This window comes from Pseudonocardia adelaidensis, assembly GCF_039543345.1.
Taxonomy (GTDB): domain Bacteria; phylum Actinomycetota; class Actinomycetes; order Mycobacteriales; family Pseudonocardiaceae; genus Pseudonocardia; species Pseudonocardia adelaidensis.
In genome coordinates, this window is the sequence record NZ_BAABJO010000018.1 from 1 (window position 1) to 19,587 (window position 19,587).

Consider the following 19,587-nt stretch of genomic DNA (forward strand, 5'->3'; position numbering starts at 1 on the left):
ACAGTGCGACGTTGACCCGGATCGGTGCCGAGATCGCCGCCGGCGAACCGCGGTGGCGCACCACCACCGTGGCCGACCCGGCCACCGCCGAGCAGGTGCTGCTCACCCTCGCGTTGTGCGGCACCGCCGGCCACGTCGAAACCCTGGTCCGCGCGGTGCGCCGCCGCCACACCCCACCACCCGACAGCGCCGCCCGCCGGTCGTTGTCCTGGCGGTGGGACGACGACGGCGCACTGGTGGTGCGGGCCCGGCTCACCCCGGATGCCGGGGCCGCGTTCATCGCCGCCATCGAATCGTTGGTTCCGGCCCGGGCGCCGACCACCCACCCGACCCCACCGGCGCCGCCGGACCTGGATGAACGCGCCTGTGAACAGCCACCCGGCCCGGCCGCCGACCGGACCGAGGCCCGCCGCGCGGACGCGCTGCTGGCCCTGGTCACCGGCCGCACCGACGAGGACGGCCCGGTCGTGGAACGCGGCGACGCCCGGGTGGTGGTGCACGTCGAGGTCCCCACCGGCACCGCCCGCATCGAAGACGGCCCCGAGATCCCCGCCACCACCGCCGAACGGCTGGCCTGCGACGCCCGGGTACAGGCACTCCTCGATGACCGGCGAGGTAACCGGATGTACTTCGGGCGCACCCGCCGCCTCGCCAGCCCCGCCCAGATCGCCGCCCTGACCAGGCGCGACGGCGGCCGGTGTCAGTTCCCCGGCTGCACCCACACCCGGTTCCTGCACGCCCACCACGTGCTGTCCTGGCTGTTCGGCGGGCCCACCGACATCGACAACCTGATCCTGCTGTGCTCCTTCCACCACCAGGTGATCCACGACCACGGCTACCGGATCCGCCGGCTGTCCGGACGCTGGGAGTTCCTCCGCCCCGACGGCACCCCCATCCCCACCACTGCGGAGCCGCTGACCGGGAACACCGAAAGCCTGATCGAGATGCACACCCGGGCCCGGCTGCGGATCGACCACACCACCCTGACCCCGGACTGGGACGGCGACCGCCTCGACCCCCAACCCATCCTCGACGTGCTGCTGCCCCGCCGGATCACCACCGCAGCCTGACGGCGGCGTTCCGCGGAACGCGCCGGTGGCCCCGGTCGAGGGTGTTACGGCCGCGGCGGGCCAGCCGCCCGCCGGGCGCGCAGCACGTCGGCGATCCGGGGGAGCTCGAACTCCCCTCCCGAGATCTCCGGCCGCCGGGCGAGGTAGGCGCGCGCCCGCGCGAGGCCGGCCTCGCGCTCGGCGAGCGGGGTGGTGAGCACCCACGAGTGCGTGCTGATCTCCGCCATCAGGTCGTCCAGCGTGGTGGGGGTTGTGAAGGGGAACCTCGCGAACTCGCCGGGCGCGACACCGTAGCCCTCGGGGAAGCGCTTCGCGTCGTCGTGGAACTGCGCGTCCGGGTCCCACGAGCCGGCCTCGTGGAAGCCGCGCACCCAACCGACGCGCACGTCGGAACCGATCCACAATGCGGCCAGCACCCCGCCGGGTCGCAGCACGCGCGCGATCTCGGGCATCGCCCGGTCCCGGTCGAACCAGTGGAAGGCCTGGCCGACGAGCACCGCGTCCGCCGAGGCGTTGGGGAGCGGGATGCGCTCGGCGGTGCCCTCCCGGACGTCCACCGACGGGTGGCGGGACCGCAGCTGCGCGAGCATCGCCGGGTCCGGATCCACGGCCGTGACCCGACCGCCGGAACTCACGCGGCCGACGAGGGCCTCGGTCAGCTTGCCCGTACCGGCACCCAGGTCGAGCAGGTGCAGGCGGAGTCGCTCGGGCGGCTCGCCCAGCGGTGCCAGGGCCCAGGCGACTGCCTCGGCCGGATAACCGGGCCGGTGGCGGGCGTACGTCGCTGCCACGGTTCCGAAGGACGGGGCGGGCGATCCGGGCATGATCCGACCGTAGGGCCTTCGGGCCGGGGCCTCCACCGGCTCCGGCGACCCGTCGTACGCCCGGCCCGGGAGGCGCGTGCTCGCCACCAGCCCGACGAGGACGGCGGCCACCAGCAGCCAGAACCCCGGGCGGAAGCTCCCGATCGACGCCACGTCCGGCACACCCACGAGCAGCGCCCCGACGGCGATGCCGAGCGCGGCACCGAGCTGGTTGAACGCGTAGAGCAGGGCGCTGCCCTGCGCGGCGGAGCCGGGTGGCACGGTGCGGAACACGGAGCCGATGGCGGGCACGCCGACCGTTCCGAGGCCGAGCCCGAGCACCAGCGCCCCGACGACGGGCGCCAGCCGGCTGGGTCGCGAGCAGCACCGCCCCCGCCAGCGCGACGACGCCACCGGTGACGGCGACCCGTCGTGACCCGGTTCGGCACCCGCCGGGTGCCCGAGCAGGAGTTGCGGGAGGTCGCCCGGGCGACCGTCGACACCTTCGTGCGGGCGTTCGCGCCGGCGTGAACCGTGCGCCGGCGGCTCGGGCGCCGTTCGCTCCCCCGGGCCTCAGCGCCCGCTGCCCAACACCTCCTGCCACACCGCGAACAGCTCGTCCGCCGCCTCCGGCGCACAGACGAGGATGCCGCCGCCGTCCGGGAACGGTTGCTGCGCCCCGGACTCGTCGCGCACCGCCAGCCCGGCCTCCGCGCAGGCGAACGCGGCAGCGAGGTGGTCCTCGGGGTGGAACTCGCTGATGATCGCCCCGGTGCCCCTGCCGGCGGCGACATGGCTCAGGGCCAGGGTGCCGCTGCCCATCACCCGCGCGGTGCACGCGCGGTCGGCCAGCGCGGTGAGCAGCTGCGCCATCCCCGGCCAGGGCCGGTGCGCCGCCCACTCCGTGAGGAGGACCCCGCCGGTCAGCCGCGCACGGTGGGTCGGGCGCACCTCGGGGACCGGCCGGCCGTTCAGCGTGACGCCCTGCCCCGTGACGGCCAGGACGACCTCGTCGCGCCAGGCGTCGGCGACGACGCCGACCAGCGGGGTCGTGCCCACGGCGAGCGCGAGCGAGAACGCCGTCCACGGCAGGCCGGCCACGAGGTTCGTCGTGCCGTCGACGGGGTCGCAGTACCAGGTCGGGCCGTCGGCCGCGACGCCACCGAACTCCTCGCCCACGAGGGTGTGCCCGGGCAGCCGGCTCGCGACCAACGCCCGCACCTCGCGTTCGACGGCCTGGTCGACGTCCGTGACCAGATCGGCGGCGTGCGCCTTCTCCCGGACCACGCCGAGCGGATCGGACCGGACGATCCGCATCGCCGTGCGGGCGGCATCCATGGCCACCCGCGCCGCCTCGGCCAGCTCGTCAGGCTGCACGGTCGAGCTCATCGAGCACCACGGCCACGGCGATGGCCGGCAGCGTGTTCTCCGGGTTCCGGACGGGGGTCTCCGCGATGTGCGATCGCCAGTGCCGTGCCTGCGGCGCAGCCCGGAGTCATCGGAATCATCCGATGAGCTGCCCGTCCGCGTAGCTCAGCGCTCGGCGGAACTGGATCGCGGCGGTGTCGTCCGGTGCGGGGCGCGGATCGTCCGGGCCGAGGTAGGCGCGCAGCCGCGTCTCCCCGACCTCGAGCACGACCTCGGTGAAGTGCCCGCGGGGAACGACGCGCTGCACCCGCGCGGCGGTACCCCCGGCCGCCAGCACGACGTCCTCCGGACGTACCGCGATCTCCGTGCCGCCCGGTGCGCAGGGCGTCAGCACGGCGATGCTCGTACCGTCGGCGAGGAGCGCCACCTCGTTCTCGATCTTGCCGGGGAGGCTGTTCATCGCTCCGACGAAGCCGCCGACGAACCGGGTGGCCGGGCGCCGGTACAGGGTGTCCGGCGGCGCGACCTGCTCGATCCGTCCGCCGTTCATCACGGCCACCCGGTCCGCGATCGACAGCGCCTCGTCCTGGTCGTGGGTGACGACCAGCGTGGTGATCCGGAGCCGCTGCTGGATGTCGCGGATGTCCTCCCGCACGCGTACCCGCAACTTCGCGTCGAGGTTGGACAGCGGCTCGTCCAGCAGCAGCACGGCCGGCTCCTGCACGAGGGCCCTGGCGAGCGCGACGCGCTGCTGTTCACCCCCGGAGATGTAGGCGGGGCGGCTGCGCAGGTGGTGGGTGAGCCCGACGAGCTCCAGCATCTCCCCCACCCGTCGGGTGATCTCCGCCCTGGGCAGTCGCCGCAGTTTGAGAGCGAACGCCACGTTGTCGAACACGCTCATGTGCGGCCACAGGGCGTAGTTCTGGAACACCATCGCGGTGGGCCTGCGCTCCGGGGGGAGCGTGGTGACGTCCCGGCCGTCGATGACGACGTTCCCGAGGTCGGGCGAGAGGAAGCCGGCGACCATGCGCAGGGTGGTGGTCTTCCCGCAACCCGACGGTCCGAGCAGGCACACCAGCTCCCCGCTGGCGACGTCGAGATCGAGGTCGTCGACGATGCGGCGCCCGCCCAGATCCTTGGCGACGCCGGACAGATGCAAGCTCACCTGAGTTGGAACCCCTCCGCGAGCTGGCCACCCATGACGTGCCGGCGCACGAGCAGCAGCAGCGCGACGGACGGGATCGACAGCAGGATCGAGAACACCGCGGCCACCTGGCGCGGGTAGTTGAGCACCAATGAGTACATCTCCGTCGGCATCGTGTAGTAGACGGGAGCGCCGACCAGGTAGGTGCCCTGGGCCTCGTCGAACGACGCGAGGAACGACATCGTCAGCGCCACCAGGATCCCGGGGAGCGCCAGCGGCAGCGTCACCGACGCGAACACGCGCAGCGGCCGCGCCCCCGCGTCCCGGGCGGCTTCCTCGAGGCTGCGCGGCACGGCCGCGAACGCCGCCGCCGGGATCCACGTCATGAACACCACCGTGCCGAGCAGGTGCACGATCACGATCCCGGTGAACGTCGCCATCAGGTCGAACGCGTAGAACAGCGCGGCGATCGACACGAAGAGCCCCGTCTTCGGGAACGCGTTCGTCGCGAAGAGGCCGATCAGGAACAGGCGGCGTCCGGGGAAGTCGAACCGCGCGAACGCGTACGCCGCGGGCAGGCAGATCACGGCGGCGACGGCGATCGTGGTGAACGCGAACGCGAGTGAGAGCTGGATCGAGGAGAACAGCAACGGGTCGGCGAACACCTCACCGAACCAGTGCAGCGTCCACCCGTCGGGGAGGAGGTGCGGGTAGGTCCACCCGGTGGCGAACGCGCGGACTGCGAGCCAGCCGAGCGGCCCGACGATGAAGACGGCGAGCAGCACCATCGCGATGCCGCCGAGCACGCGCCCCGTCGCGGTCATCACGCCCGTCCCGCGGCGCGCGCCGCCCGGAGGTTCGCCCACACGTAGAGCGCACCGATCCCGGCCGCGATCACGAACACGACCACGGCGATCACCACGGCCTGCTGGGGGAGGTTGTAGGACTGGAAGTAGGCGGCCATGTCGACGCCGAGCATGGTCGGCGCGTTCGGCCCGGTGAAGTACGGCACCGTGAAGGCGCCCAGGGTGGCGATGGCCGTGAACGTCGCCGCGATCACGGTCGGCACCACCGCCAGCGGCAGGAGCACCGACCGGACGATCCGCGGGAAGGACGCACCCGCGTCGGCGGCGGCCTCGATCAGCGCGGTCGGCACGGCCTGCACGCCGGAGGTGACCATCAACGTGGCGAACGGGAGCTGGGTCCAGATCATGGCGATCGTGATGCAGACGACCGTGTAGCCCAAGGTCGGCGCGTCCCCGCCGAGGATCGCGGCGAGCGACCGGACGAATCCGTCGCCCGCGTAGAAGGTGAGGATCGCCCAGGACGCGATCACGACCGGGATGAACATCGGGATCACGGCGATCGCGGCGAGGACCTGCGCTGCCCGGGAGCCGGACAGCCGCAGGTAGAGCGCGATCGCCCAGGCCAGCCCGACGACGACGACCGTGGTCACGAGCGTGACCGCGACAGTGGTCAGCAGGTCGCGGAGGACCCGTCCGTCCGCCAGGACGTCGGCGTAGGCGCCGAGGGTCTGCTGCCACCAGGCGTCCACGGTGTGCTGGTCCCGCGCGATGCGCGCGATCGTGGTGTTAAGCCCGCCCACGTGGCCGAGGCTGTAGGCGATCGCCGTGCCGATCGGGAAGCCGACGAACACGGCGACGACCAACACCGGCGGGGCCGCCATCAGCAACCCGGCGATCGGTCTTCTGCGCATGTCAGGTGCCTAGTGGCCGGGGACGAGCTGGTCCCACAGGTTGTTCAGGTCGTTCTTGTGGTCGGTGAAGTAGGTGGGGCGCAGCTGGTCGGGGTGCGCGTCGCCGAAGGCCGTCTGCACGTCGGCCGAGAGCTTGTCGAGCGAGATGACCGGGTAGCCGCCGATCTTCTGGGCGATCGCCTGCTGCTGGGCCGGTTCGAGCAGGAAGTCGACCAGCTTCACCGTGTTGTCCTGCCTGTCGGTTCCCTTGACGATGCCGACCGCGGTGGCGCCGCCGGTGAGAGGCGGGTCGCTGATCTGCAGCGCCTTGACCGTCGGCGGGATGGTGCCGTGCTGCTGGCCGCTGAGGAACTGGTCCGACCACACCGGGATGATCGACACCTGGCCGCTGGCGAGCAGGTCGAGCGTTCCGTTGTTGCCGTTCGGGTAGACGCCGTGCTGGAACACGTACTGGTTGAGCGCCGCGAGCGTCCGCCAGCCTTCCTGCCAGTTGTCCTCGAGCTCCTTGTGGTAGCCCGTGGTCATCTGCTCACGCACGTCGGGCGGCACGAACTTGTCCAGCACGGTGGTCACGAACGCCTGGCCCGACCCGCCCGTCTTCGGCGAGTTGTAGGTGAACTGGCCGGGGTGCGCCTTGATCCACGCGAGCAGGTCGTCGAGGGTGCGCGGCGGGTCCTGCACCTTCGTCGAGTCGTAGGCGAGCAGCACCGACGAGGCCCGATAGGGCACGGACCCGGGCCCGGCCGCTGCGACGATCTTCGGGTCGATGCCGGCGAGACCGGAGACGAGCCCCGCCGGATCCAGCAGCAGGCCGGCCGGCCCCGCGTCCTCGGTGGCGCCACCCTCGACGAGGTCGATGCCCGGGTCCTTGCCCTGCTGCTCCGCCGCCGCGAGCTTCGCGATGGTCTGGGTCTTGTTCGCCCCGTGCAGGTCGAACTGCACATCGACGCCGATGCCCGGGTTCGCTGCGGTGAACGCCGGGATCAGGGTGTTCTGCCAGAGCTCCTGGATGTTCGTGTCGTCCGCGAGGTACACCCGGACGTTCTGGCCGTTGCCGGCCCCCTGGGCCGTGGCGCCGGGGCCGTTGCCGGCGCATGCGGTGAGGAGACCGGCCACGGCGAGAACGGCCGCCGTGGAGAGAATGCGGCGTCGGGTCATCGGTTGCCTTCTGCGAATGTCGGGGAGCCTCGGGATCATGACATGACATCCGGATCTTCGATAGACCGTGTTCTGGATTCCGCGTGAACCGGGCGTGGCCGGGTTCGCGCGCGCAGGCTCACCGATGGCAGCCGAGGTCTCCCGTCGGCGAATGTCGTGATCTGCGGGTTGATGGTCGTGGTCGGGGCCGCGATGAGCCCCCGGTGCCGATGCGTGCGTCCACCGGCCCGAGGCCGCGCCGTCGGCGCCGGACGGCGCGACCGCGAGGTGCAAGGACAGGACCTACAGCTTCAGCGAGCACCGCAGTGGGACCTGTTCGCGCCACGGCGGCGTCGCGGAGTGGCTCTGACGAACAGCAGTCGGTACCAGCTGCCGGTCGCGCCGCTACCCCGAACGGGCGTGTATCGTTGCTGACCGTGACGGGCAAGGGCGGTCCGGCGGCCGCGCCCGTCGGAGGTGGAGCGGGCGCCACCCTTCGCCTCCTGGAGTACCCGATCGGGTGCCGCGCGCCGATGCCGCGGCCGCCCGCGGGCGGCTGCTGTCGTGGTTGCTGTATACGGGGCTTTCGCCTCCGCTGAGCCTGTGCGCCTGATCGCGTCGCCAGGCCCCGGGGCGTGAGCCCGCCCGCGACCCAGCGCAGAACCGACGTGCCCGATCGGAATCCCGAGGGCACCCCCGAAAGGACCAACCTCCCCATGTCGCGCCTCTCGCGCCGGACCCGCTCTGCCCTGCTGCTCCTGCCCCTCGCCGTGCTCGCCGCGGCCTGCGCGGCGCCGGGCTCGGCGCCGTCCTCCGACGACGGCTCCGGCCAGGTCGTCTCGATCGGCGTCACCGACGCCAGCGAGAACTACTGGAACGTCTACAAGCAGAAGGCCGCCGCCCAGGGCATCACGGTGAACTTCGTCAACTTCACCGACTACAACCAGCCCAACCCGGCGCTGTCGCAGGGCCAGCTGCAGCTCAACGAGTTCCAGCACCTGCAGTACCTCGCGAACTACAACGTCAAGAACCCCGCCGCCAACAGCGACGACGACCTCGTGCCGATCGGCGCCACGGCCGTCTACCCGCTGCCGCTGTACTCGGCGAAGCACACCTCGGTCGACCAGATCCCGCAGGGCGGGCAGGTCGTGATCCCGAACGACCCGACGAACCAGGCGCGCGCCCTGCTGGTCCTGCAGGCCGCCGGGCTGGTCACGCTGCGGGGCGGCGGCAACTCGCTCTCGACCCCGGGCGAGATCGAGTCCGCGAAGGTCGAGGTCGTCCCGGTCGATGCCGCCCAGACGGCGGCGAACATCCAGAGCGTCGACGCCGCGATCGTCAACAACAACTACGCCACCGCGGCGAAGCTGACCGACCAGCAGCGGATCTTCGCCGACGACCCGAACAGCGAGTCGTCCAAGCCCTACATCAACGCCTTCGTCTCGCGGGCCGAGGACAAGGACAACCCGGTCTACCTGCAGCTCGCGGCGCTGTACCACGACCCGGAGGTCGAGGCGGCCATCCGCGCCGACCTCGGCGACACCGGCGTGTTCAAGTCGAACGACGTCGCCGACCTGCAGGCCACGACCACGAAGATCGAGAACGACCTCCGCGCGGCGGGTTCCTGAGCCGTGGCCCCGCTGATCTCCCTCCGCGGAGTGAGCAAGGCCTTCCCGGCAGGCCGCGGCCGGGTGGTGCGCGCCGTCGACGGCGTCGACCTCGACGTCGAGGACGGGGAGATCACCGGAGTCATCGGCCACTCCGGGGCCGGGAAGAGCACGCTCGTCCGCATGATCAACGCGCTCGAGCTGCCGACGGAGGGCACGGTGACCGTCGGCAGCCGGGTGACCGGTGAGCTCGGCGAGCGCGGGCTGCGCGAGCTGCGCGGGGAGGTCGGGATGATCTTCCAGCAGTTCAACCTGTTCGCCTCGCGCAGCGTCGCGGGCAACGTCGGCTACCCGCTGCGGATCGCGGGCTGGTCGCGCGAGCGCCGCCGGGAGCGGGTGGCCGAGCTGCTGGAGTTCGTCGGGATCGCCGAGAAGGCGCGCCAGTACCCCGCGCAGCTGTCCGGCGGGCAGAAGCAGCGGGTGGGCATCGCGCGCGCGCTGGCCACCTCGCCCCGGATCCTGCTCGCCGACGAGGCCACCAGCGCGCTGGACCCGGAGACCACCAAGGACGTGCTCGCCCTGCTCAAGCGGATCAACCGCGAGCTCGGAACCACGATCGTCGTGATCACCCACGAGATGGACGTCGTGAGCTCGATCTGCGACACCGTCGTGGTGATGGACCGGGGCCGGGTGATCGAGCGCGGCCCGGTCTACGACGTGTTCAGCGCCCCGCGCGAACCGGCGACCCGCCGCTTCGTGCACAGCGTGCTGCACGACCGGCCGTCCGAGGAGACCCTGGCGCGGCTGCGTGAGCACTTCCCGGGGCGCATCGTCACCGTGGCGGTCCGTGACGACCCTGCCGTCCGCACCGCCGTGTCGCAGGTGATCGCCGGCCACGACGTGCGCAGCACGATCATCTACGGCGGGATCCGCGAGCTGGCCGAGAAGCCGTTCGGCTCCATCACCTTCGAGCTCGCGGGCGACGACCCCGCGGTCGAGGCGTTGATCGCCGACCTGCGGGCGCACACGTACGTCGAGGAGCTCACGCAGGAGGCGTCGTGACCGACTGGGCGACGCTCTCCCCCGTCCTGTGGCTGTCGTTCCAGCAGACCGTGTACATGGTCTTCTGGACGATGCTCATCGCCGGGGCGCTCGGGCTGGTGCTCGGCGTGGCGCTCTACGCGACGCGCCGCGGCGGCCTGCTGCAGAACGGCCCCCTGTTCGGGCTGCTCAACGTGCTGGTGAACATCGTGCGCCCGATCCCGTTCATCATCTTCATCACCGCGATCGGCCCGCTCACGCTGCTCGTGATGGGCACGACCATCGGCACCCGGTCCGTGCTGTTCCCGATGTCGGCGATGGCGACGTTCGTGATCGGCCGGATCGTCGAGCAGAACCTCGTGTCCGTGGACCCGGGTGTGATCGAGGCGGCCCGCGCGATGGGCGCGAGCCGGTTCCGGATCATCTGGAGCGTGCTGATCCCGGAGGCGCTCGGACCGCTGATCCTGGGCTACACGTTCATCTTCATCGCCGTCGTGGACATGTCGGCGATGGCGGGCTACGTCGGCGGCGGCGGGCTCGGCGACTTCGCCATCAGCTACGGCTACCAGCAGTTCAACTGGACGGTCACGCTGGTCACGGTCGTGATCATCGTGCTGATCGTGCAGCTGGCGCAGCTGGTCGGGAACCGGCTGGCCCGCAAGGCCCTCCGCCGATAGGACCCGTCACAGGTCGGTGCTGCGCGCAACCTGCTCCCATGCGCGCAGCTCGGTGGTGTTCGCCTCGAGGGAGGCCGCGATCGCGTCGGCGGCATCGCCCCCGAGGGCCAGGCGCAGCGGGGGCTCCTCGGCGGCGAGCGCGTCGAGGATCGCGGCCGCGGCCTTGGCGGGGTCGCCGGGCTGCGTGCCGTCGAAGTCCTGCTGCATCTTCCGCACCGGCCCGACGATGTCGTCATACGCCGGGATCGGCTCCGTCATGCGCATACCGCCGCCGTGCAGGCCGGTGCGGAACGCGCCGGGCTCGACGATCAGCACCCGGACGCCGAGCGGTCCGACCTCGGCCGCGAGCCCCTCGGACCAACCCTCGAGCGCGAACTTCGTGGCGCTGTAGCCGCCGACCCCGGGAAACGACAACCGCCCGCCGAGGCTGCTGAACTGCACGATCGCGCCGCTGCCCTGCGCACGCAGGTGCGGCAGCGCGGCGCGGGTGAGCGCGACGGGCCCGAAGAAATGCACCTCCATGAGGTCGCGCAGCTCGGCGTCGGTGGTCTCCTCGGCGGCGCCGATCAGCGCCCGGCCCGCGGCGTTGACCAGCACGTCGAGCCGGCCGTGCCGCTCCACCACGCCGTCGACGACCGCCTTGCCGGCCGCCGTGTCGGTGACGTCCAGCTCGACCGGGTCGACCCCGTCCGGAAGCCCGCTCGTCCGGCGTGCGGCGCCGACCACGGTGTCGCCGGCCTCGACCGCGGCGGTGGCGAGCGCGTACCCGAAGCCCGAGGAGGCCCCCGTGATCAACCAGACCCTGCTCTGTCCCATGGCGTCGGACGATATCGACACCTCGGCGGGCGGGAAGGTCGATTCCTGCTCACCTGTCAGGCCGTCCTGAAGATCCGCGCGGTCACCCGGGCGCCGAACCGCAGCGCCGACAGCGGCACGCGCTCGTCGACCGCGTGGAACATGCCGAAGGCGTCGAAGTCGTCGGGCACCCGCAGCGGCGCGAAGCCGTACCCGGCGATCCCGAGCCGCGCGAGGTTCTTGTTGTCGGTCGAGGCGGGCAGCAGGTAGGGCACCACGACCCCGTCGGGGTCGTCGGCGGCCACCGCGGCGCGCAGCGCCTCGACCAGCGGCGCTCCGGCGGGCGCGGCGATGGGCGGCATCGACCGCCACTCGACCTCGACGCCGTCCCCGACGAGACGCTCCACCTCGCGTTCGACCTCACCCTCGCAGCCGGGCAGGATCCGCGTGTCGATCTCGGCGAGGGCCTCCCCGGGGATCACGTTCGCCTTCCGACCGGCGGACAGCACCGTCGGGGTGGCCGTGTTGCGCAGCCCCGCCCTGGCGATCTCTCCCACGAACCCGAGCCGGTCGAGCTCGCGATCCAGGCCGGCGCCGTCACCGGTGAGGTCACGCCCGGTGAGCTCGCCGAACGCGGCGAGGAACGCGGCCGTCGCCTCGGTGCGCCGCACCGGGAACTCGTGGTCGTGCACCGCCGCCACCGCCCGCGCGATCCGCGCCACCGCGCTGTCCCGCGTCGGCCGCGAGGCGTGGCCCGCCGTCCCGCGGGCGCGCAGGATCCCCCAGCCGACCCCCTTCTCGGCCGTCGCGAGGAGGTAGGCCCGCCGCGCCACCCCGGCCACGGGCACGGAGAACCCGCCGACCTCGCCGATCGCCTCCGTCGCGCCGTCGAACAGGTCGCGCCGGTGCTCGACCAGCCACTGCGCGCCCCACGTGCCGCCCGCCTCCTCGTCGGCGAAGAACGCGAGCACGAGGTCGCGGCGCGGCACGACCCGGGCCCGCCGCAGCGCCCTGGCCGCCGCGACGACCGTGCCCGCGAACCCCTTCATGTCGACGGCACCGCGCCCGTACAGGACCTCGCCGTGGCGCCGGTCGTCGAGCACCTCCGCGGCGAACGGCGGCACGGTCCACGCGCCGTCGACGGGCACGACGTCCAGGTGGGCGTGCACGACCAGCGCACCGGCCGACGGGTCGCTGCCGGGGATCCGGGCGACGAGGTTGCCGCGCCCGGGCGCGGGCTCCACGTACTCGCTCCCGATCCCGGCCTCGGCCAGCCGTGTGGCGACGTAGCGCGCCGCCCGGGCCTCGCCGTCACCGATCTCGGCGTCACCGGTGTTGACGGTCTCGATGCGGATCAGGTCCCGCACCAGGTCGATCGTCTCCTCCTCGAGGAGGGCGTGGTCGATCGACACGGTCGAGCTCCTGTCAGGTCGTGGCCCCGACCGTATCGCGGTCGTCGAGCCCGTCGATGAAACCGCCGGACTGGTGCTCCCACAGCGCCGCGTACGCGCCCCGCGCCACGAGCAGCTCCGCGTGGCTGCCCTGCTCGACGATCCGGCCGCCGTCGAGCACCACGAGCCGGTCCATCCGGGCCACGGTGGAGAGCCGGTGGGCCACCACGAGCGCGGTGCGGCCCTCCATCAGCTGCCACAGCGCGTCCTGCACGAGGATCTCGCTCTCCGAGTCGAGCGCGCTGGTGGCCTCGTCGAGCAGCAGGATCGGCGCGTCCCGCAGGATGGCGCGCGCGAGGGCGACCCGCTGGCGCTGGCCACCCGACAGCTTGATCCCGCGCTCCCCGACCACGGTGTCGAGGCCGTCGGGCAGCGCGTCGACGAACTCGGTGACGTGCGCGGCCTCGGCGGCGCGGCGGATCTCCGCCTCGCTCGCACCGGGACGGCCGAACGCGATGTTCTCGCGCAGGGTGCGGTGGAACATGGCCGGGTCCTGCGGTACGTAGGAGATCAGGCTCCGCAGGTCGGCCTGGCTGATCCGGGAGATGTCCTGGCCGCCGATCAGGATGCGCCCGCCGTGGACGTCCATCAGCCGCAGCAGCAGCTTGGTGAGGGTGCTCTTGCCACCACCCGAACGCCCGACCAGCCCGATCTTCTCCCCGTTCCCGACGGCCAGGTCGAGGCCGGTGAAGAGCGGCGGCGCGCCGTCGTGGGCGAAGGTCACGTTCTCGAACCGCACGTCGGCCGCTCCGGCGCGCAGCGGCTCGGGGGACACCGGGTCGCGCACCGTCGGCTGGGTGAGCAGCAGCTCGGTGAACTGGGCGGCCTCGGTCATCGAGCTCTCCAGCCGCCGGTAGATCTGGTTGAACTCGAACATGACGCGGGTGGCGCTCCAGTAGTAGGTGGACGTCACCACGATGGCCTCCACACCGGACTGCCCGCCGCCGAGACGGATGGCGACGAACAGGCCGAGCGCGTTGGTGAGCACGTACATCGGCGCGACGACCGTGTCGATCCGCAGGTTGGCGTAGTCCCACGACCGGATGGAAAGCCTGCGCTGCTCGGCGACGCGGGTCCTGTGCTCGGCCGCCTCGCGCTCCTCCGCGGCGAAGGCGCGCACCGTCTCCATGTTCACCAAGCTGTCGGCGACGTGCCCGGACACCCGGGCGATGGCGGCCTCCCGCCGGTCCACGAGTGCCTGGCGACGGCGCACGAGCGGGGCGATGACCAGCGCGGTCACCACGATGAGGCTCACCAGGACGACGACCAGCATCGGGTCGTACTGCCAGAGGACCACCGACGCGAACACGAGCGGCACGAAACTGGCGATGACGGAGAACGCGAGCGTGTCGACGAACTCCTCGAACCGGGTGGCGAAGCTGAGCACCCGTTTCGTCAACGACCCGGCGAAGTTGTCGTGGAAGAAGGCCGCGTCCTTCGCGAGCAGCTCGTTCATGCCGGTCACGTAGAGGTTCTCGATCCCGCGTCCGTCGACCCGGTTCAGGCAGTGCACCCCGACCCGCCACAGCGCCTCGGCCAGCAGCAGCACGGCGGCGAACCCGAGCACGTAGAGCAGCACGGTGCCCGTGCCGACGTCCTGCCCGCCTGCGATGCGGCCGGCGAGCGCGGCGACGATCAGCGGGCCGATGTAGGCCTGGCAGGTGTTCCCCAACGCCGGCAGCAGCAGCGCGGGAACGGTGATCAGCCGGTTGCGGGCGAGCTCACGCCCGTAGTGGCGCAGCGCAAGCAGCACCGCCGTTTTGCGCCGCGGCGCAGCCATTCGATTTCCCCTCACACGAGGGGATTCATGCTGGCGAAGGCGATGGCGAAATGCGACCGAATTAGGGCGTTTCAGTGGCCTGCCTGCGGCAGCAGGCCGTCCGCCAGATCGACCCGGAAGAGCGCATCCGTGTGCTCGCGGACCCAGTCGACGGTCGTCCCGGCCGCCACGTCGACGAGCACCAGGCCCGCGGCGTCGATGCGGAACGTCGCCGCCTCGGTGACGACGACGTCCACCGGGCGCTGGGCGGTGAGCGGGAAGGTGCACTCGCGCACGATCTTGGGCGAGCCGTCCTTCGCGGTGTGGGTGGTGGCAACCACCACGGTGCGGGCCCCGACGAGCAGGTCCATCGCGCCGCCGACGCCGAGCACGGGCTTGCCGGGGATCGCCCAGTTCGCGATCCGGCCGGCCGCGTCGATCTGCAGGGCACCGAGCACGGCGACCTCGACGTGCCCGCCGCGGATCATCCCGAACGACGCCGAGCTGGCGAAGTACGACGCCCCCGGCTGCGCCGTGACGGGCTGCTTCCCGGCGTGGACGAGGTCGGGGTCGACCTGGTCCGGCGGAGGGGTGGGACCCACCCCGAGCAGGCCGTTCTCGGTCTGCAGGTGCGCGACGTGCCCGGGCGGCAGGTGGTCGGCGACGAGCGTGGGGATGCCGATGCCCAGGTTGACGACCGCACCGGGCCGGATGTGCGGGACGACGCGGGAGGCGATCCGGTTCTGGACGTCGCTCATCGGGCGCGCACCCCCGTCTCGCTGAGCACCACCGCGTCGACGAACAGGTGCGGGGTCACGATGGCCTCCGGGTCGAGGGCGCCGACCGGCACGACCTCGTCGACCTCGGCGATCACCAGGTCGGCCGCGGTGGCCATGTCGGGGTTGAAGTTGCGCGCGGTCTTGGAGTACACGAGGTTGCCCAGCTCGTCGGCGGCCCGCGCCCGCACCAGCGCGACGTCGGCCCGCAGGCTCTCCTGGTAGACGTGCGGCTCGCCCCGGATCGTGCGCTCCTCGCGGCCCTCGCCGAGCGCGGTGCCCCAGCCGGTGCGCGTGTAGAAGCCGCCGATCCCCGCGCCACCGGCCCGGATCGCCTCGGCGAGCGTGCCCTGCGGCATCAGGTCGATCTCCAGCCGCCCGGCCTGGTACGCCGCCACGACGTCGGGGTTGCTGGTGAAGAACGACCCGATCGCCTTGCGGACCCGGCCTTCGAGGAGCAGCCTGCCGAGCCCGCGCCCCGGCTCGCCGAGGTTGTTGCTGACGACCGTCAGGTTCGCGGCGGTGCTGTGCGCGAGCAGGCCGTCGATCAGCGTGAGCGGCGCACCGACCAGGCCGAAGCCCCCGACCATCACCGTGGCCCCGTCCGGGACGCGCGAGACCGCCTCGGCGACATCAACGGTGACTCGCTCGACGAGAGTGGACATGTGACGAGCTGACCACGAGCCATGCCCATACGTCCAACATCTGATTCATCTTGATCAAAACGATCTACATATAGGATCGGCCGGTGCGGTACCGACGGCTCGGCTACTTCGTGGCGGTGGCGGAGGAGCTCAGCTTCACCCGGGCCGCACAGCGCCTGCACATGGCGCAGCCTCCGCTCAGCCAGCAGATCGCCCTGCTGGAGAAGGAGATCGGCACCCCGCTCTTCGACCGTTCGCGCCGCACCATCCGGCTCACCGCGGCCGGTGCCGCGCTCCTGCCCGAGGCCCGCCGGTTGCTCACCGACCTCGACGAGACCGTACGCATGGTGCGCACCGTCGGCGAGGCGACGGCCGGCAGGCTCGCCGTCGGGTTCGTCCCGTCGGCGATCAACGGCGTCCTCCCCGACCTGCTGCGCGCGTTCCGCACCACGCACCCCGCGGTCGACCTGACCCTGCGGGAGATGGCCCCCGACGCGCTGCTGCGTGCGGTGCACGAGCGCAGGCTCGACGTCGCCGTGCTGTACCTGCCGATCAGCGAGCCCGACCTCGAGCAGCGCCACCTCGCCTCCGAGGACCTCCTGCTCGCCCTCCCCGAGACCCACCCGGCGGCCGCGGCGGCCGCGGTCGCACTCGCCGACGTCGCCGAAGATGCCTTCGTGCTCCCCGCGCGGCACGACGTGCCCAGCCTGCACGCCGCGATCACCGCGCTGTTCGCCGACGCCGGGATCACCCCGCGCGTGGCGCAGCGCGGGGTCTGGCTCATCCAGACCCTGCTCGGGCTCGTGGCCGCCGGCATCGGCCTCGCCGTCGTGCCGTCCTCGGCCGCCACGCTGCGGCGGTCGGGCGTCGCCCTGCGCCCCGTCCACGGCACGGCGCACCGGCTGGACCTCGCCGCGGTCTGGCGCCGGGACCACGACTCCGCCGCCCTCGCCGGCCTGCTCGGGCACATCGGGACCGGCGCCGGCTGACCGGCGTCGCCCGCCTGCCGGCCCGCTCCGGCGAGACGGCGTCAGCCCTCCGTGCGGCCCGCCGGTGCAGGGAGGACCTCGGGTGCGACCGCGGCGGGGCGCCGCGCCGCGATGGTCAGTGCGACGCCCCCGAGGATCAGCGCCCCGCCCACCGCCTGCACGGCCGTGGGCACCTGGCCGAGCAGCAGCCACGAGGCCAGCGCGGAGGCGACCACCTCGAGCAGCGCCACGAGCGAGCCGCGGGACGCACCGATGCGCGCGATCGCCCCCACCCCGGCGAGGTAGGCGATCACCGACGAGACGACCACCAGCATCGCGGCGGCCGCGAACCAGCCGACGTCGACGCCGGCGAGCAGGACGCCGGTGGCGGTCGTGTCGATCACGATCGGCAGCACGCCGGCGAACCCGAGCACCGCCACGAGGGCCGTGCCCAGTGTCATCCCGACGCCGGCGAGCACAACGGGCGGAGTGGCGCTGCCGGCGCGGTCGGCGACCAGGAAGTACGACGCCTGGCACACGGCGGCGCCCAGGCCCCAGGCCAGTCCCTCCCAGCGCAGCTCCACCCCGGTCCAGACCTGCACCACCAGCGACAGCCCGAAGAGCGCCACCACCGCGCCGGCCAGTGTGCGGCGGCCCAGGCGCTGCCGGCGCACCAGCCCCACCCACCCCAGCACCAGGATCGGGCCCAGGAACTCCAGCAGGAGCGCGATCGCGACCGGCACGTACAGCAGCGCGTGGAAGAACGCCACCTGCACGCCGGCCACCGCGAGTGCCCCGTACAGCACCAGCGCGGGGCCGTCTGCCCGGAGCGCGGCCAGCACGCCGGGGCGGGTCAGCGCGAGGAGCACGAGCAGGATGGCCGCAGCGCCTCCGAGCCGGACGAGCACGGCGCCGCCCGCCGACCACCCGGCGTCCGTCAACGCCTTCGCCAGGGGCCCCGACAGCCCGAACGTGACGGCCGAGACCACCGCGAGCCCCAGGCCGGCACCCGTCCGTCCGGTGACAGCGACCACCTTCCACCCCCCACCACCACGAACCGACACCCCGCAAGACCAACCGGCACCACTCCGCGCCCATTCCCCGCGACCGGCCGCCGCGCCGAGCGGAATCCGCGCCCCCAACGGGTGAAAGGGCGGCCCGCCGAACGGCCGCAGACGATTCCTCCTGCCCAAGCAGGGTATTTCCATGGTGGAATTGTCGGAGGGCGAGGGGTCAGGGGGCGCCATGGGCCCGACACGGGGTCGCAGCAGATTGCATCGCTTCCAGCGGGTTCGCCCGTCCACGTCACGAAGTAGCGCGCTCGCGCCGGCCTGAGACCCACCGGCCCGGCGTCGTCCCCGTTGCACCCGCTCGCACACGCGCGGCGGGACCCGGGTGGCGCCGCAACATCGACACGGTTCCGACGATGGGACGGTCATGACCCGCTCCGGTTCGCGGCGGCGGGTGCTCGCGCCGAGGGGTGCACGCACCCGCACGAGAGCGACTGCGGTTCCGCGCGGGCCCGTACCCGCCGCGCCGCACACCGCCACGACGCAGGACGTCGCCCTCATCCGGCTGCTCTCCGTCGTCCGGCTCACCCCCGGCCAGGCCGTCGCGCTCGGCACCGATCTCGTCGCCGGTCTCGAGGATCGCGCGGGCCCGGCACGGGTCCCGCTCCGGCCAGGAGAGGCCCGCGTCGGGCGCGACGGACGGGCCCGCGTGGCCGGGGACCCCGGGAACGGCGCTCCGCCCTCCGCGAACGGCGCGGGCCTCGCCGCGGCAGCAGGCCTGCTCGACCGGCTCGCGGCGGCGACCCGAGCCGGCGCGCCGGCCGATCAGGGGCTGCTCGCCGCGCTCGAGCGGGCCGGCGCGGAGGCGCGGTCCCCCGAGGGGCGCCTCGCCTTCGTCGCGGCGATCCTGCGCGAGTCCGACGCGGCATCGGGCCCGCGGGCGCGGGCGGAGCTGTCGAGGATGGTCGCCCTCGTGGCAGGCGACGCCGCGCCGGAGCTCACCGCGGCCCCGGAGCCGCGGCCGCGAGGGCCCCGCCGCCCCCCGCGCCGGCGGCCGCGCTCGGTGGCCAGAGCCGCGGTCGCCCGCAGCTGGAAGTGGGTGCTGTCCGTGGTGCTCCTGGGCGCGATCGTGGTCACCGAGATCGCCTTCCTCCACGACCAGATCAACCAGGACGTGCAGACCGTGCTCGACGCGGGCCGGTCGGGAGCCTCGACCGACGCACCGCCCCTGCCCCCGGTGGCTCCGGCGGCGCCGCCGGCAGCGGGCACGATCACCAGGGTCGACCTGCGGCCGGTCCAGCCGTGCACCCCAGGGGGTGGGTGCGCGCTGCGCACGCAGCTGGCGGTCGCCGCGCAGCCACAGCCGCAGACGATCACGTGGGACCTGCGGATCGTCGACCGGTGCACCGGTGCGGCCAGCACCGCGCCGGGCGGCACCGTCACCGTGCCACCCGACGCCGACCGGGCCGACGCGGTGAGCACCGTCGCGCTGCCCGAGGGACGCGCGCTCGCCGTCGTGGCCGTCACGAACCAGCCCTTCGTCGCGGCGAGCGGCCCGGTGGCCGTCACGGTGAAAGGCGCGGGGGACGGCGCCTGCGCGAACTGACGTGAGAGGGGGAC

The 19,587-nt window shown here is 73.0% G+C and carries 18 protein-coding genes and 1 pseudogene; 7 read left to right on the forward strand and 12 right to left on the reverse strand.

The window, feature by feature from the left end; translation table 11 throughout:
* Window positions 1-1,070: HNH endonuclease signature motif containing protein (locus tag ABEA81_RS23005; RefSeq protein WP_345607366.1), on the forward strand; the 1,070-nt coding region annotated here is incomplete at its 5' end.
* 44 nt (window positions 1,071-1,114) lie between these two features.
* Here ABEA81_RS23005 and ABEA81_RS23010 read toward each other — a convergent pair.
* From ABEA81_RS23010 to ABEA81_RS23035, 6 genes are all read right to left on the reverse strand, one after another.
* Window positions 1,115-2,287 (reverse strand): class I SAM-dependent methyltransferase, encoded by a 1,173-nt coding sequence (locus ABEA81_RS23010; RefSeq protein WP_345607367.1) that lies wholly within the window; start codon window positions 2,285-2,287, stop codon window positions 1,115-1,117.
* 159 nt (window positions 2,288-2,446) lie between these two features.
* Complete coding sequence (locus ABEA81_RS23015) at window positions 2,447-3,262, reverse strand: inositol monophosphatase family protein (RefSeq protein ID WP_345607368.1); 816 nt, start codon at window positions 3,260-3,262, stop codon at window positions 2,447-2,449.
* 115 nt (window positions 3,263-3,377) lie between these two features.
* Window positions 3,378-4,406, reverse strand: a complete 1,029-nt coding sequence (locus ABEA81_RS23020; RefSeq protein ID WP_345607369.1) for an ABC transporter ATP-binding protein — start codon at window positions 4,404-4,406, stop codon at window positions 3,378-3,380.
* The gene (locus ABEA81_RS23025) at window positions 4,403-5,209 is read right to left on the reverse strand and encodes an ABC transporter permease (RefSeq protein WP_345607370.1); all 807 of its coding nucleotides are present in this window, start codon (window positions 5,207-5,209) and stop codon (window positions 4,403-4,405) included. Before ABEA81_RS23025 ends, ABEA81_RS23020 begins: the two co-directional genes overlap by 4 nt.
* Complete coding sequence (locus tag ABEA81_RS23030) at window positions 5,209-6,102, reverse strand: ABC transporter permease (protein WP_345607372.1); 894 nt, start codon at window positions 6,100-6,102, stop codon at window positions 5,209-5,211. The genes ABEA81_RS23025 and ABEA81_RS23030 overlap by 1 nt, the downstream gene beginning before the upstream one ends.
* Before the next feature lie 9 nt (window positions 6,103-6,111).
* On the reverse strand, window positions 6,112-7,260 hold the full coding sequence (locus ABEA81_RS23035; RefSeq protein WP_345607373.1) for an extracellular solute-binding protein: 1,149 nt from the start codon (window positions 7,258-7,260) through the stop codon (window positions 6,112-6,114).
* Window positions 7,261-7,483: 223 nt separating this feature from the next.
* On the opposite strand from ABEA81_RS23035, the pseudogene ABEA81_RS23040 reads away from it, so the two are divergent.
* From ABEA81_RS23040 to ABEA81_RS23055, 4 genes and pseudogenes are all read left to right on the forward strand, one after another.
* A pseudogene (locus ABEA81_RS23040) lies at window positions 7,484-7,609 on the forward strand (DUF3761 domain-containing protein); the annotation flags it as partial.
* Window positions 7,610-7,955: 346 nt separating this feature from the next.
* Window positions 7,956-8,867 carry a MetQ/NlpA family ABC transporter substrate-binding protein gene (locus ABEA81_RS23045; RefSeq protein WP_345607374.1) on the forward strand — a complete coding sequence of 304 codons (912 nt, stop codon included), beginning with the start codon at window positions 7,956-7,958 and terminating at the stop codon, window positions 8,865-8,867.
* Window positions 8,868-8,897: 30 nt separating this feature from the next.
* Entirely contained in the window at window positions 8,898-9,908 is a 1,011-nt protein-coding gene (locus ABEA81_RS23050) for a methionine ABC transporter ATP-binding protein (RefSeq protein ID WP_345607375.1), read from the forward strand.
* Window positions 9,909-9,964: 56 nt separating this feature from the next.
* The gene (locus tag ABEA81_RS23055) at window positions 9,965-10,564 is read left to right on the forward strand and encodes a methionine ABC transporter permease (RefSeq protein ID WP_425570641.1); all 600 of its coding nucleotides are present in this window, start codon (window positions 9,965-9,967) and stop codon (window positions 10,562-10,564) included.
* 6 nt (window positions 10,565-10,570) lie between these two features.
* On the opposite strand, the gene ABEA81_RS23060 is transcribed toward ABEA81_RS23055, so the two are convergent.
* The 5 genes from ABEA81_RS23060 to ABEA81_RS23080 form a co-directional block, all read right to left on the reverse strand.
* Window positions 10,571-11,380 carry an SDR family NAD(P)-dependent oxidoreductase gene (locus tag ABEA81_RS23060; protein ID WP_345607377.1) on the reverse strand — a complete coding sequence of 270 codons (810 nt, stop codon included), beginning with the start codon at window positions 11,378-11,380 and terminating at the stop codon, window positions 10,571-10,573.
* Window positions 11,381-11,436: 56 nt separating this feature from the next.
* Window positions 11,437-12,771, reverse strand: coding sequence for a M20/M25/M40 family metallo-hydrolase (locus tag ABEA81_RS23065; protein ID WP_345607378.1), 1,335 nt, complete (start codon window positions 12,769-12,771; stop codon window positions 11,437-11,439).
* Window positions 12,772-12,784: 13 nt separating this feature from the next.
* Window positions 12,785-14,590, reverse strand: a complete 1,806-nt coding sequence (locus ABEA81_RS23070; protein WP_345607379.1) for an ABC transporter ATP-binding protein — start codon at window positions 14,588-14,590, stop codon at window positions 12,785-12,787.
* A gap of 71 nt (window positions 14,591-14,661) precedes the next feature.
* The gene (locus tag ABEA81_RS23075; protein WP_345607380.1) at window positions 14,662-15,327 is read right to left on the reverse strand and encodes a 3-oxoacid CoA-transferase subunit B; all 666 of its coding nucleotides are present in this window, start codon (window positions 15,325-15,327) and stop codon (window positions 14,662-14,664) included.
* Window positions 15,324-16,010: a CoA transferase subunit A gene (locus ABEA81_RS23080; RefSeq protein ID WP_345607381.1), complete on the reverse strand. Its 687-nt coding sequence runs from the start codon at window positions 16,008-16,010 to the stop codon at window positions 15,324-15,326. The genes ABEA81_RS23075 and ABEA81_RS23080 overlap by 4 nt, the downstream gene beginning before the upstream one ends.
* An 83-nt stretch (window positions 16,011-16,093) precedes the next feature.
* Here ABEA81_RS23080 and ABEA81_RS23085 point away from each other — a divergent pair, with 83 nt between their 5' ends.
* Window positions 16,094-16,978 carry a LysR family transcriptional regulator gene (locus ABEA81_RS23085; protein ID WP_345607382.1) on the forward strand — a complete coding sequence of 295 codons (885 nt, stop codon included), beginning with the start codon at window positions 16,094-16,096 and terminating at the stop codon, window positions 16,976-16,978.
* A 41-nt stretch (window positions 16,979-17,019) separates the two neighbouring features.
* On the opposite strand, the gene ABEA81_RS23090 is transcribed toward ABEA81_RS23085, so the two are convergent.
* Window positions 17,020-17,991: an EamA family transporter gene (locus ABEA81_RS23090; protein WP_345607383.1), complete on the reverse strand. Its 972-nt coding sequence runs from the start codon at window positions 17,989-17,991 to the stop codon at window positions 17,020-17,022.
* A 403-nt stretch (window positions 17,992-18,394) separates the two neighbouring features.
* On the opposite strand from ABEA81_RS23090, the gene ABEA81_RS23095 reads away from it, so the two are divergent.
* The gene (locus ABEA81_RS23095; RefSeq protein ID WP_345607384.1) at window positions 18,395-19,573 is read left to right on the forward strand and encodes a hypothetical protein; all 1,179 of its coding nucleotides are present in this window, start codon (window positions 18,395-18,397) and stop codon (window positions 19,571-19,573) included.
* Window positions 19,574-19,587 lie beyond the last annotated feature (14 nt).